The following is a 13,317-nucleotide window of genomic DNA, read 5'->3' as shown; positions in this document are numbered from 1 at the left end:
GATGGAGTTTCCGCAACATTGAGGAACTGGAGAGCTGTTTTTCGGGGTACCTGAATTATTGACAGACGTTTCGAGCAGATGCAAACGGGCCGAACCGGGTTCATGCGGGTGCGAACGCCGCTCCGAATTTTTGTCACCCATTCCGTGTCAGCACTTAGGCCGACCGTGATCGTGGCCCCCGAAAGGTGGACACCGGTACCCCGCCCCTCAGGTTTCCGTGCACACCCTCACCGGCAAGTAGGGGGCAGCTAAAACGCAGTTCAGACCGAGATTCGCTCCAGTCTGAGCTGCCGCTGAATGAGCAGAATGATACTTATGCCCCAGGGGGCATGTCGATCAGGCACAGACAGGGCGTTCCCCCAGATGGGGTACAAACTGACCCCCGCGCGGGGGACGCCCGAAATCCGCAAAAATCATTCCGAACGTTTACCGTTTGGAAACATCCCGGACGCTGGACGGCTCGCAACGGCCTCAGCCCGTGCTCGGCCGCGGGGGTGTCGATACGCCGTAGAAACGCTTCTCGAAGACTGCGCGGGCGAGTCGTGTAACGCGGAGGTAGTCCTCTTCGAGCTGCGTCGCCGATCCCGGGGGGTACTCGAGCAGTCGCGCGACCCCGTCGAGTTGCTGGCGGTCGGTGGGCAGCACATCCGTCGTGCGGGTCATCCAGAGCACCATGGCGGAACGCACCCGTGAAGCGAAGATCCACGCGACTCGCAACTTCGCCGCATCCGCGTTCGTGACGAATCCCTCGGCTCGCGCAACCTCTAGGGCGGTGAGGGTGGAGGTGGTGCGGAGTCCGGGTACCCGTGCGCCCTTTTGCAGTTGGATGAGTTGCACGAACCACTCGACGTCGCTAAGGGAGCCTCGGCCGAGCTTGAGATGGCGGGCCGGATCTGCCGCCTGGGGAAGTCTCTCGGATTCGACGCGGGCCTTGATGCGTTTGACCTCCCGCACGTCGTTGTCGGAGATCGCCACCGGAAACCTCACCTCGTCGGCGAGCGTCTCGAAGTCGGCGAGGAGGGCATCGTCGCCGACGGCTCCACGGGCACGCAGGAGCGCCTGAGCCTCCCAGGTGAGCGACCAGCGCGCGTAATAGGCCCGGTAGGAGTCGAGGGACCGCACGACGGCGCCGTTCTTGCCCTCCGGTCGCAGGTCGATGTCCAGGTCGAACGGCAACCGCAGGTCCTCGGTGTGACGATTCAACTCCACGACGAGATACTTCGCGCGGTCGGCGGCCTCCTCGCTCGATGCCGTGGTCGGACGATACACGAAGAGCACGTCGGCATCCGATCCGAAGCCGAGCTCCTGGCCGCCGTAGCGTCCCATGGCGATGATGGCGAACTCGATGCCGTCATCCTCCGGGCGCAGCGCGTTGAGGATGCCGGTGAGGAACGCGGTCGTCACGTCGGACAGGGCCTGGCCAAGCTCCTCGACGTGCACGACGCCGAGGATGGCGCCGATGGCGAGGCGCAGCACCTCCCGCCGCCTCAGGGTGCGCAGTGCGAGCGAGGCCGTCAGGATGTCATCGTGGCGCGCGAGAGTGGATGCCGTTTCGTCCAGCAACGCGGCGAGGGTGCGGGGGGCCAGTTCCTCTTCGCGGTCGAACCAGGCCGCCGCCTCGGGGATCCGTTCGAGAAGCACGCCGACGAAGCGGGCGGACGAAAGCACGTTCGTGAGCCGCTTCGCGGCGCCGGACGAGTCTCGCAGCATCCGCAGGAACCAGTAGGACTCGCCGAGGTCGTCGCTGAGGCGGCGGAACGCCAGCAGCCCGTAGTCGGGGTCCGCGCCATCCGCGAACCACTGAAGCATCACGGGGAGGAGATGTCGCTGGATGGCCGCCCGTCGGGACACTCCGCCGGTCAGGGCGCCGATGTGGGCCAGGGCTCCCTTGGGATCTCGGAATCCGATGGCTGCGAGACGGGCGACGGCCTGCTCACTGCTGAGGGTGAGGCCGTCGTCGGGAAGGGCCGCGACGGCGGACAGCAGCGGTCGGTAGAAGAGCCTCTCGTGAAGGCTGCGCACCTCGAGCTTGATGCGGTTCCACTGCTCGATCAGGTCGCCGGCGCCCGTGGCGATGCCGCTGGCCCGAGCGAGCACCCGCACCGCATCCCGGTCGCTCGGCATGAGATGGGTCCGCCGTAGCTGCACAAGCTGCAGCCGGTGTTCCAGAAGGCGAAGGAACCGGTAGTCCCGTGAGAACTCCGCGGCCTCCACCCGGCCGATGTATCCCTGCTCGGCCAGGGCGACGAGGGCGGGGAGAGTGGCGCGCTGGCGAACCTGTTCGTCGGTCTGGCCGTGCACGAGTTGCAGCAACTGGATCGTGAACTCTACATCCCGGAGGCCGCCAGGACCGAGCTTGAGTTGGAAGTCGAGCTCGGCGCTCGGGATGTTGTCGGTGACCCTCTCGCGCATGCGCTGCACACCTTCGACGAAGTTCTCCCTCGATGCGCTCGACCACACCATCGGTGCAACGGCATCCACATAGCGACGCCCGAGCTCCGAATCCCCCGCGAGCGGACGGGCCTTCAGCAGCGCCTGGAATTCCCAGCTCTTCGCCCAGCGCTCGTAGTAGGCGATGTGGGAGTCGAGGGTGCGCACCAGCGCGCCGTCCTTGCCTTCCGGCCGCAGGTTGGCATCCACTTCCCAGAGCGCGGGCTCGCGGGAGAAGTCGTGAATGCCGCGCATCGTCGCCATCGCGAGCCGGGTGGCGATCTCCACGGCCCGGCCGTCGGAGAGCTCTCCCGATCCCTCGGCGACGAAGATGACGTCGACGTCGCTCACATAGTTCAGCTCGCGGGCGCCGGCTTTGCCCATGCCGATGATCGACAGCCGGGTCGCCGCCACCTCTGCGGCGGGAAATTTCACGGTGGCGCGAGCCACCAGCAGTGCGGCGTCGAGCGCGGCAGCCGCGAGATCGGAGAGAGCCGCGGCGACGCTGTCGAGACCGTCGAGGGGATGCGCCTGGCCGAGGTCCCAGGCGGCGAGCTGGGTCACGTGGCGGCGATATCGCACCCGCAGTGCATCCCAGGAGGCCTCCTCGTTCGTCGGGTCGATGGAGGCGACCGAATCTTCGAGCTCGAGCCGGTACACCTCGGCAGACGGCGGCCGGGCGAACGGCGCCGCGAGCACCGACAACTCCTCCGGATGCCGCCGCAGGAAGTCCGCGAGGCCCGCCGAGGCACCGAGAACGCGAATGAGCCGATCGGCGGCGGACGCATCGGAGAGGAGGGCGATCGTCTCGGCCGGAGACTGTCGCACGAGCCCTGTGAGCAGCCGGAGGGCGTCGTCGGCATCCGCGGCGTGCGCGAACAGCGGCAGGATGTCGCCAGAGGCCACCGCGTCGCCGAGGAGGTCGTCCAGCTCGGTCAGGAGCGAGACGGTCGGATCGAGCTCGGCGAACCCGAGCCTCGCGAGGTCGGTCAGGATGGATTGTTCGCGCGCCATTGCCGTCGAGTCCTAAAACCGCCAGTCGGGGAGAGCCGTTACAGCATCTCCAGATTGCTCTTGAGCTCGTAGGGAGTGACCTGGGCCCGATATTCGCGCCACTCCTGGCGCTTGTTCAAGAGCACGAAGTTGAACACCTGCTCGCCGAGGGTCTCGGCGACGAGCTCGGACTCCTCCATGAGAGCGACCGCATGGTCGAGGCTTGCCGGCAGCTGGCTGTAGCCGAGAGCGCGGCGCTCCGCATCCGAGAGCTCCCACACGTTGTCCTCGGCTTCGGCCGGAAGCTCGTAGCCCTCCTCGATGCCCTTGAGGCCCGCTGCAAGAAGAAGGGAGAACGCCAAGTAGGGGTTCGCCGCAGAGTCGATGGCCCGGTATTCCACGCGCGCGCTCTGTCCCTTGTTGGGCTTGTACAGCGGCACGCGCACGAGCGCGGACCGGTTGTTGTGGCCCCAGGTGACGAAGCTCGGGGCTTCGCCAAGTTTGTTCTGCGAGGAGCCGCCCCAGAGTCGCTTGTAGGAGTTGACGAACTGGTTAGTGACCGCGGTTATCTCGGGCGCGTGGCGCAGCAGCCCGGCGATGAACTGGCGTCCGATCTTCGAGAGCTGGTATTGGCCGGCCCCGTCGTAGAAAGCGTTCGTGTCACCTTCGAAGAGAGACATGTGAGTGTGCATCCCCGAGCCGGGCTCCCCCGAGAGCGGCTTCGGCATGAACGTCGCGTAGACGCCCTGCTCTATCGCAACCTCCTTGATCACCGTTCGGAAGGTCATGATGTTGTCGGCGGTGGTGAGGGCGTCCGCGTAGCGCAGATCGATCTCGTTCTGCCCGGGGCCGGCCTCGTGGTGGCTGAACTCCACCGAGATACCGAGGTCTTCGAGCATCCGCACCGAGCGGCGTCGGAAGTCGTGGGCGGTGCCGCCAGGCACATTGTCGAAGTATCCCGCGCGGTCGACCGGCTCTGGTCCTTCCTGGCCGAACTTCGAACTCTTGAGCAGGTAGAACTCGATCTCGGGATGCGTGTAGAAGGTGAATCCGCGCTCGGCGGCCGTCGCGAGAGTGCGCTTGAGCACGTTGCGCGGATCCGCGACGGCAGGCTGGCCGTCGGGGGTCGTGATGTCGCAGAACATACGGGCGGTGGGGTCGATCTCGCCGCGCCACGGAAGGATCTGGAAGGTCGCGGGATCCGGATGCGCGAGCACGTCGGCCTCGTAGGACCGGGTGAGCCCTTCGATCGCCGATCCGTCGAACCCGAGACCCTCGGCGAACGCGCCCTCGACCTCCGCTGGGGCGATCGCGACGGACTTGAGGGTGCCGACGACATCCGTGAACCAGAGGCGGATGAACTTGACGCCACGTTCTTCGATGGTGCGGAGAACGAAGTCGCGCTGCTTGTCCATGGGCTCCTCTTGTTGCTCACTCCGGGGCGGTTCCTCCCCGGCTATTAGGCTAGTGGCTATGCCCCGACTCCGCTTGGCGCTTGGCCAAACCAACCCCGTCGTCGGCGACCTGGCCGGCAATTCCGCCCAGATTCTCGCTGCCGCCCACCGTGCCTCCGCCCAGGGGGCAGACCTGTTGGCGGTAGGAGAGATGGCGATCAGCGGCTATCCCATCGAAGACCTCGCGTCACGGCCGAGCTTCCTCGCAGAATCCCGTGAAGCAGTGCAGAAGCTCGCCAAAGAACTGCAGGACGCGGGACTCGGGGACCTCGCCGTCATCGTCGGTCACCCGGATGGGCCATTCGAGCCTCGCCTGCTCGGCACGAGCAACGCCCCCACCGCCATCGCCCAGAACTGCGCGAGTGTGCTGCAACACGGCCACGTGGCCGCGCGCTATGCGAAGCACCACCTTCCCAACTACTCGGTCTTCGACGAGTACCGCATCTTCATCCCGGGCGACGAACTGCTCGTGCTGCGCATCAAAGGGGTGGATGTCGCGGTGATCGTCTGTGAAGACCTCTGGCGCGACGGCGGTCCCGTCGGACGCGTGCTCGAATCCGATGCGGGACTCCTCGTCGTGATCAACGCCTCGCCGTTCGAACGGGACAAGGACGAGGTGCGGCTGCCCCTGGTCACCCGACGGGCGGTCGAGACGGACACGACCGTCGCGTACGTGAACATCGTCGGCGGCCAGGACGACCTGGTGTTCGACGGCGACAGCGTAGTGGTGGATGGCGCGGGCACGATCCTCGCGCGCGCCCCCCAGTTCGCCGAGCACCTGCTCGTCGTCGACCTCGAGGTCTCGGGCGTGCAGGTCTTCTCCGATGCGACCGGTGCGGCCCTCCCGCGCAATGTGAAGCGGGTCATCCTGGCCGACGGGCCGGACCAGAAGCCGCCGCTGGACGCCGACCTCGCGACCCTCCCCGACGACCGCGAGCAGGTCTGGAACGCCCTCGTGCTCGGGCTGCGGGACTACGTGGAGAAGAACGGCTTCCGTTCGGTGATCCTCGGCCTCTCCGGCGGCATCGACTCCGCGGTCTGCGCGGCGATCGCCGCAGATGCGCTCGGCGCAGACCGGGTCTGGGGAGTGAGTATGCCGAGCCGCTACAGCTCGGACCACTCGAGGTCCGATGCCGACGACCTCGCCGACAACATCGGGCTGCACTATTCGACGGAGGCGATCGCTGACCTCGTACTGCCGATCGAGACCCAGCTGAAGCTCACCGGAACCGCCGCCGAGAACGTGCAGGCGCGCATCCGCGGCATCATCCTGATGGGACTGTCGAACCTCGACGGCCACCTCGTGCTGACCACGGGAAACAAGACCGAGCTCTCGGTGGGCTATTCGACGATCTACGGCGACTCCGCCGGAGGGTTCGCACCGATCAAGGACGTTCCGAAGATGCTGGTCTGGGAGTTGGCCCGCTGGCGCAATGAGGCGGCGATCTCCCGCGGCGAGGTACCGCCGATCCCGGCCAACTCGATCGACAAGCCGCCGAGCGCTGAGTTGCGCCCGGACCAGACCGACCAGGACTCCCTCCCGCCCTACGAGGTGCTCGACGCCATCCTCGAGGCCTACATCACGAAGGCGCTCGGTCGGGAGGATGTGATCGGCCTCGGCTTCGACGCGGAGACCGTCGACTTCGTCACGAAGCTTGTGGACCACTCGGAGTGGAAGCGGCGTCAGGGAGCGATCGGGCCCAAGATCAGCGGCATGGCGTTCGGTCGCGACCGTCGTCTGCCCATCACCTACCGGCCGAGCAAGTAACCGGGAGCCGGGCACGCCGAGGCTAGGATTGCGCGCATGACCGACCCCACTGCAGCGGCGACCCAGGCGAACCTCAAGCGGGTGCGCACCAGGCACTTCCAGAGTGCGAAAGAGAACGGGGTGAAGATCACCGGGCTCACGAGCTACGACCAGCTCACGGCGTCCATCTTCGACGCCGCCGGTATCGACTTCCTACTCGTAGGCGATTCCGCCGGCAACAACGTGCTCGGGTACGAGACCACGCTGCCCGTGACCGTCGAGGACCTCATCCCGTTGACCCGAGCGGTGGCCGGCGCCGTCACCCGCGCTTTCGTGGTCGCCGACATGCCGTTCGGATCCTACGAGACCGGACCGGACGAAGCCCTGCACACCGCGTTCCGTTTCATGAAGGAGACGCACGCCCACGCCGTGAAGTTCGAAGGCGGGGTGCGAAGCGCCGAGCAGATCCGCCGGATTGTGTCCGCAGGCATCCCCGTGATGGGACACATCGGCTTCACCCCGCAGAGCGAGCACGGCCTCGGCGGGCACATCATCCAGGGCCGGGGCGAGGGCGCGGAGCAGTTGCTCGCCGATGCCCACGCCGTGGAAGACGCCGGGGCCTTCGCCGTCGTCCTTGAGATGGTCCCCTCCCTTGTCGCGAAGCGGGTCACGGAGGAGCTGCGGATCCCCACGATCGGCGTGGGGGCCGGCCCGCATGTCGACGGTCAGCTCCTCGTCTGGACGGACTGGGCAGGACTGACCGTCGGACGCATCCCCAAGTTCGTGAAGCGCTACGCGAACCTCAGCGGCGTGCTGACGGATGCCGCGAAGGCCTACATCACGGACGTCGCGGGCGGCGAATACCCGGCCGCGGAGCACGAGTACACGGACTAGCATCCGGCGTCTCGGTAACCCGATCGGTTGTGCGTGACAGCGCACGCTCTTCCCCTCGCGGGTGCGAGGTGGGATCATCATGCCACTGCCTGCACCACGAGAAGACCCCCGAGCTTCCGGAGTACCCGATGCACCTCCACGATCGCGCCTTTGCTATTGTCGCCTCCCTCGCAATCGCCCTGCTCACCACGACCGGCTGCGCGGCCAGCACCGTGCCCCCGAGTGCGTCTGCATCGGCGTCCGCCGAGACGTCACCACAACCGTCACCCCTCGCGACCGGGCCGGGTGGATTGGCGATCTTCACGGGCTACGAGATCCCCGATGGCAAACCGTTCACCGGGCTTCCCCTGCCGACCGGTGACGTCCTGCAATATGGGAACGGGTACGAGGGTGGCGCGGGCACCACCTGGAAGTTCGTCATCCAGACAGACCCTGTGGTCACACTGGACGACGTCGTGAGTTCGTTCGTTCAGCAAGGCTTTGAAGACTCGTTGGTCGAGCGCCAGTCTGCTACAGATGTCGTGCATCTGTTCACCAAGGACGGCCTCTTCGTGACAGCCACAGATTCGCTGTTCGAGGGCAACATCGAGTTCACCCTCGCCTACTCATAACGTCACCCGCGCGTGTCAGTCGCTCTTCGCGTCTTCCTCTGCCCACTTGCGGGCGCGCTCGGCGATGATCTCGGGCGCCCGGGCCGCGTCCTCACGGCTGTCGAACGGTCCATCCAGTTCGGAGGCCAGCGACTGCTTGCCCTCCTCGACCTCGTGGGTGCGGGTGTTGTAGTACCACTGCGTCATGAAACACTCCTTGCTCGCCACTAAAATTACTCCTATGCCCAAGGATTCGAACGGCCACCTGGTTGCGGGGCACGTCACTCCCACCCGTTTCGTGCCGAAGCACATCGTGCGCCCCGAGTACGTGGGCAAACCCGCACCGTCGCGGTTCACCGGCTCCGACGTGTACGGGGCCGAGGCCGTCAGCCGCATCCGGGAGTCCGGCCGGATCGCAGCCGATGCCATCGCTCTCGTGGGCACGAACATCCGCGCGGGCATCACGACCGACGAACTGGATGTCATCGGCCACGACTACATGGTGGCGAACGACTCCTACCCGTCGACCCTCGGCTACCGCGGCTTTCCGAAGTCGATCTGCAGCTCGGTGAACGAGGTGATCTGCCACGGCATCCCCGACGACACGGTGCTCGAAGACGGTGACATCGTCAACATCGACATCACCGCCTATAAGAACGGTGTGCACGGGGACAGCAATCAGACCTTCATCGTCGGGCAGGCGACACCCGAGGTGACCGCCCTGGTGGAACGCACCCGCGAATCTCTCAACCGTGGCATCAGGGCCGTCGCACCGGGCCGAGAGGTGAACGTAATCGGGCGGGCCATCGAGTCTTACGCTCGGCGCTTCGATTACGGCGTCGTGCGCGACTTCACCGGGCACGGCGTCGGAGAGGCGTTCCATAGCGGCCTGATCATTCCGCATTACGACGCGGCGCCCGCCTACTCGACGGAGATCGAGGTGGGAATGGTCTTCACGATCGAACCGATGCTCACCCTCGGCGGAATCGAGTGGGAGATGTGGGCGGATGACTGGACCGTCGTCACCAAAGACCGCAGCATCACTGCCCAGTTCGAGCACACCATGGTCGTGACCGAGCGCGGCGCCGAAGTGCTGACACTCCCCTGACGCAGCCCCGATACATCCCATACACGAGAAGAATGGCGAGATGGCTCAGAAAGCAGTAGGCATCGATATCGGCGGCACCGGCATCAAGGGGGCGATCGTCGATGTCTCATCGGGCAAGCTGCTCAGCGACCGGGTGAAGTTGCCCACGCCGGAAGGCGGTGAGCCCGAGGACATCGTGCTGACAGTGCAGGAAGTGCTCAAGAAGCTCGGCTCGCCCGAGAAGAAGCTACCGATGGGTCTCTGCTTCCCCGCCGTCGTCGTCAAGGGCCGCACCCTCTCCGCAGCGAACGTCTCGAAGAAGTGGATCGGCCTCGAGGCGGAGGCCCTCTTCGAGAAGGGACTCGACCGCGACATCACCTTCGTGAACGATGCGGATGCCGCGGGCTACGCCGAATCGCTGTACGGCGCCGCCGAGAGGAACAAGGGGCTCATCCTCCTCACCACTCTCGGCACGGGCATCGGCACCGCCATCATCTACAAGGGCGTGCTCATTCCGAACGCCGAGCTCGGCCACCTCCAACTCGAGGGCGTCGACTGGGAGACCAAGGCCGCGTACTCGGCGAAGGAACGCGAGAACCTGAGCTGGGAAGAGTGGGCGGCTCGCCTCCAGAAGTACTACGACATGCTCGTCGCCCTCTTCCATCCCGACCTCTTCATCGTGGGCGGAGGGGTGTCGAAGGAGTACAAGGACTTCCTGCCGCTATTGAAGCTCGACACCCCGATCGTGCCGGCGACACTGCGCAACAATGCCGGCATCCTCGGTGCCGCGGCCCTGGCATCCGGCAGGTAGTACGCGATGGCTCGTGGCGCGCTGCAGGTCTATCTGGGCGCGGCTCCCGGAGTCGGCAAGACTTTCAGCATGCTCGAGGAGGGGCGGCGACTACTCGACGCGAACCTCGACGTGGTAATCGGTCTGGTCGAGACGCACGGACGCGCCGAGACCGCCCGCCTCACCGAGGGTCTCGAGCTGTTCCCCCGCCGCAGCGTCGGCCACCGCGGGGTGACGCTCGACGAGCTCGACCTCGACGGTCTCATCGCCCGGCATCCGGACTGGGCACTCGTCGACGAACTCGCGCACACGAACGCGCCGGGAAGCGTCCACGAGAAGCGCTGGCAGGACGTGCAGGACCTGCTGGATGCCGGCATCAACGTGATCTCGACGGTGAACATCCAGCACATCGAGTCGCTGAACGACGTGGTGCAGTCGATCACCGGAGTCACCCAGCGAGAGACAATCCCTGATTCCGTGCTGCGATCGGCGGACCAGATCGAGGTGGTCGACCTCACCCCCGAGGCTCTCCGCACCCGGCTTGCCGGCGGACACATCTATCCCGCGGGCACCATCGATGCCGCGCTCAGCAACTATTTCAGACTCGGGAACCTCACCGCGCTTCGCGAACTCGCGCTCCTCTGGCTTGCCGACGAAGTGGATGTCGCGTTGCAGGCCTACCGCAACGAGCACGGCATCCGCGGCAAGTGGGAGGCACGGGAGCGGGTCGTCGTCGCGCTCCCCGGCGGACCGGAGGGCGAGACCCTCATCCGCCGCGGAGCCCGCATCTCGGCCCGCACCAGCGGCGGGCAGCTGCTGGCGGTGCACGTCTCGAGCTCTGACGGCCTCGCAGAGTCCGATCCCGCGTCGCTCCTCGCGCAGCGCACCCTCGTGGAGAGCCTGGGAGGCACCTACCACCAGGTCATCGGCGACCACACCCCGACGGCGCTCGTGGACTTCGCCCGTGGCGTCAACGCGACCCAGCTGGTGATCGGAGTGAGCCGACGCAGCCGGCTCACTACATTCCTCACCGGGCAGGGAATCGGCCAGACCGTGATCCGTGCCTCCGGCGACATCGACGTGCACATCGTCTCGCACGCTTCAGTCGGAACCCTTCAGCTGCCGACGACGGGCGGAGCGCTTACGCTGCGGCGCCGACTCGCCGGTTTCGCGCTTGCGGCCGTGTCGCTTCCGCTTCTCACCTGGGTGTTGAGCGCGACGCGCACCGATGACTCGCTCGCCAGCGATGTCCTTGCCTTCCAGCTGCTCGTCGTGGTCGTCGCGGTGGTGGGCGGGCTCTATCCCGCGATCGTCGCCGCGGTGATCTCGGGGTTCTGCGTCGACTTCTTCTTCGTGCCGCCGCTGTTCCAGCTTCGGATCGCCAGCCCTGTGCACTTCCTCTCCCTGGTGATCTTCCTTCTGGTCGCCGTGCTCGTGAGCGTCGTCGTCGACCAGGCGGCGAGCCGCAGCCGAGCGGCGAAGCGGTCCGCTGCCGAGGCCGAGACTCTCGCGACCGTTGCCGGAAGCATCATCCGCGGCGAGAACGCCGTCGAGGCCCTCGCCAATCGCCTGCGAGAGATCTTCGGAATGACGAGCGTCATCGTCAGCTACGGCGGTGAGCGTCTCTACGAGGCGGGCGCCGCGACAGCCACCGGCGATGAGAAGAGCACCACGGTCGAGCTCGGCGACGACGGCAGTGTCGTGCTCACCGGACGCGACCTCCAGGCCTCGGACCGACGCATCCTCAACGCCTTCGTCTCGCAGATCGAGGCGGCCCTCGTGCAGCAGGAGTTGCGCACGGCCGCCAGTGGCATCCGCCCGCTCGAGGAGGCCGACCGGCTGCGCACCGCACTTCTCGCCGCCGTCGGCCACGATCTGCGCACCCCGCTCTCCTCGGCGACGGCGGCCGTTTCAAGCCTTCGGAGCACGGATGTCTCCTGGAGCGACCGCGACCGTGAAGACCTGCTGCTGACCGCCGAGGAGTCGTTGCGGCGGCTCGCCGACCTCGTCGACGACCTGCTCGACGCGAGCCGGCTGCAGGCCGGGGTGCTGCCCATCTCGCTCGGGCGCGTCGGCCTCGACGAGATTGTGCCCCTCGCCCTCGACGAGCTGAGGGTGCCGCTGGCGCGGGTGCGCGTCGACGTCTCCGCCGATCTGCCCGAGGCGCTCTGCGATGCTGTGCTGCTTCAGCGGGTGATCGTGAACCTCGTTGCAAACGCCCTGCGCTATTCACCACCGGATGCCCCGCTCATCATCACGGCGAGCAGCTTCGGTGAAAGGCTCGAACTGCGGGTCATCGACCGCGGTCCCGGCATCCCTCCGGCCAAGCTGGCAGAAGCCTTCCAGCCGTTCCAGCGGCTCGGAGACACGGACAACACCACGGGCGTCGGTCTCGGACTCGCCCTGTCCAACGGGTTCATGGAGGCGATGGGCGGCAGCCTCGAGGCCGAAGACACCCCCGGCGGCGGCCTCACCGTGGTCGTGTCGCTGCCGACGAGCGAGCCGGCCACTGCTCCGGACACCCGCCCCCTGCAGCGGGAGTCGTGATGAGGATCCTCGTGGTGGACGATGACGCCCAGATCCTCAAGGCCCTGCGCATCAATCTGGCGGCCCGCGGCTACGAGGTCTTCCTCGCCCAGTCGGGACCAGAGGCGCTGGATGTCGCGACTCACGTTTCACCCGAGCTCGTGGTGCTCGATCTCGGCTTGCCCGGCTTCAGCGGCATCCAGGTCATCGAGGCACTGCGCGGCTGGACCGAGGTGCCCATCCTCGTGGTGAGCGGCCGGACCGACTCCGCGGACAAGGTCGACGCCCTCGACGCGGGCGCCGACGACTATGTGACGAAGCCCTTCGCCATCGACGAGCTGCTTGCCCGCATCCGTGCCCTCAGCCGGCGTTCTTCGGCCGAGCCCGATCAGCCGGTGGTGACCTTCGGTGACGTGACGGTGGATCTCGCGGCCCACGCCGTGTCGAAGGCCGGCACCGGACAGGTGAAGCTGACCCCGACGGAGTGGCACATCCTCGAGGTGCTCGTGCGCAATCCGGATCGCCTGGTGACGAAGCACTTCCTGTTGACCACGGTGTGGGGGCCCGCGTACGAGAAGGAGGACGGCTACCTGCGTCTCTACCTCGGCCAACTCCGCAAGAAGCTCGAACCCGAGCCCTCCCGGCCGCGGTACCTCCTCACGGAGCCCGGGATGGGTTACCGGTTCGCGCCGGGGGCGTAGCATCGACCGCCGTTGCCTGGAGGACGGTTTCAGCCGCCAGACGGGCCAGTACGCACCGGAGGGGCCGGCGTGCCGGCCCGGTGAGTCCGCACCCGCCCGGACAGC

At 66.7% G+C, this 13,317-nt stretch carries 10 protein-coding genes; 7 read left to right on the top strand and 3 right to left on the bottom strand.

Annotated features, from left to right (window positions below):
* Positions 1–471 precede the first annotated feature (471 nt).
* Both ACVXZ4_RS07970 and ACVXZ4_RS07965 read right to left on the bottom strand, forming a co-directional pair.
* Positions 472–3,444: a bifunctional [glutamine synthetase] adenylyltransferase/[glutamine synthetase]-adenylyl-L-tyrosine phosphorylase gene (locus ACVXZ4_RS07970; protein ID WP_461797692.1), complete on the bottom strand. Its 2,973-nt coding sequence runs from the start codon at positions 3,442–3,444 to the stop codon at positions 472–474.
* A gap of 38 nt (positions 3,445–3,482) precedes the next feature.
* Positions 3,483–4,838 (bottom strand): glutamine synthetase family protein, encoded by a 1,356-nt coding sequence (locus ACVXZ4_RS07965; protein WP_461797691.1) that lies wholly within the window; start codon positions 4,836–4,838, stop codon positions 3,483–3,485.
* 58 nt (positions 4,839–4,896) lie between these two features.
* On the opposite strand from ACVXZ4_RS07965, the gene ACVXZ4_RS07960 reads away from it, so the two are divergent.
* From ACVXZ4_RS07960 to ACVXZ4_RS07950, 3 genes are all read left to right on the top strand, one after another.
* The gene (locus tag ACVXZ4_RS07960) at positions 4,897–6,645 is read left to right on the top strand and encodes an NAD+ synthase (RefSeq protein WP_461797690.1); all 1,749 of its coding nucleotides are present in this window, start codon (positions 4,897–4,899) and stop codon (positions 6,643–6,645) included.
* A 36-nt stretch (positions 6,646–6,681) separates the two neighbouring features.
* A complete protein-coding gene (gene panB / locus ACVXZ4_RS07955) occupies positions 6,682–7,518 on the top strand; it encodes a 3-methyl-2-oxobutanoate hydroxymethyltransferase (RefSeq protein ID WP_461797689.1) in 837 nt (278 codons plus the stop codon).
* A 68-nt stretch (positions 7,519–7,586) separates the two neighbouring features.
* Complete coding sequence (locus ACVXZ4_RS07950; RefSeq protein WP_461797688.1) at positions 7,587–8,129, top strand: hypothetical protein; 543 nt, start codon at positions 7,587–7,589, stop codon at positions 8,127–8,129.
* Positions 8,130–8,144: 15 nt separating this feature from the next.
* On the opposite strand, the gene ACVXZ4_RS07945 is transcribed toward ACVXZ4_RS07950, so the two are convergent.
* On the bottom strand, positions 8,145–8,315 hold the full coding sequence (locus ACVXZ4_RS07945; protein WP_461797687.1) for a methionine aminopeptidase: 171 nt from the start codon (positions 8,313–8,315) through the stop codon (positions 8,145–8,147).
* Positions 8,316–8,349: 34 nt separating this feature from the next.
* On the opposite strand from ACVXZ4_RS07945, the gene map reads away from it, so the two are divergent.
* The 4 genes from map to ACVXZ4_RS07925 are packed head-to-tail and all read left to right on the top strand — an operon-like array spanning position 8,350 to position 13,212.
* Entirely contained in the window at positions 8,350–9,216 is an 867-nt protein-coding gene (gene map, locus ACVXZ4_RS07940) for a type I methionyl aminopeptidase (protein ID WP_461797686.1), read from the top strand.
* Between the two features lie 40 nt (positions 9,217–9,256).
* Positions 9,257–10,006: a polyphosphate--glucose phosphotransferase gene (gene ppgK / locus ACVXZ4_RS07935; RefSeq protein WP_461797685.1), complete on the top strand. Its 750-nt coding sequence runs from the start codon at positions 9,257–9,259 to the stop codon at positions 10,004–10,006.
* Positions 10,007–10,012: 6 nt separating this feature from the next.
* The gene (locus tag ACVXZ4_RS07930) at positions 10,013–12,532 is read left to right on the top strand and encodes an ATP-binding protein (RefSeq protein ID WP_461797684.1); all 2,520 of its coding nucleotides are present in this window, start codon (positions 10,013–10,015) and stop codon (positions 12,530–12,532) included.
* Entirely contained in the window at positions 12,532–13,212 is a 681-nt protein-coding gene (locus ACVXZ4_RS07925) for a response regulator (RefSeq protein WP_461797683.1), read from the top strand. The genes ACVXZ4_RS07930 and ACVXZ4_RS07925 overlap by 1 nt, the downstream gene beginning before the upstream one ends.
* The last annotated feature ends 105 nt before the right edge of the window (positions 13,213–13,317 follow it).

The organism is Lacisediminihabitans sp. FW035 (assembly GCF_054880895.1).
Note: the sequence above shows the minus strand (reverse complement) of the source record. Positions and strands in the feature narration are given on the sequence as shown.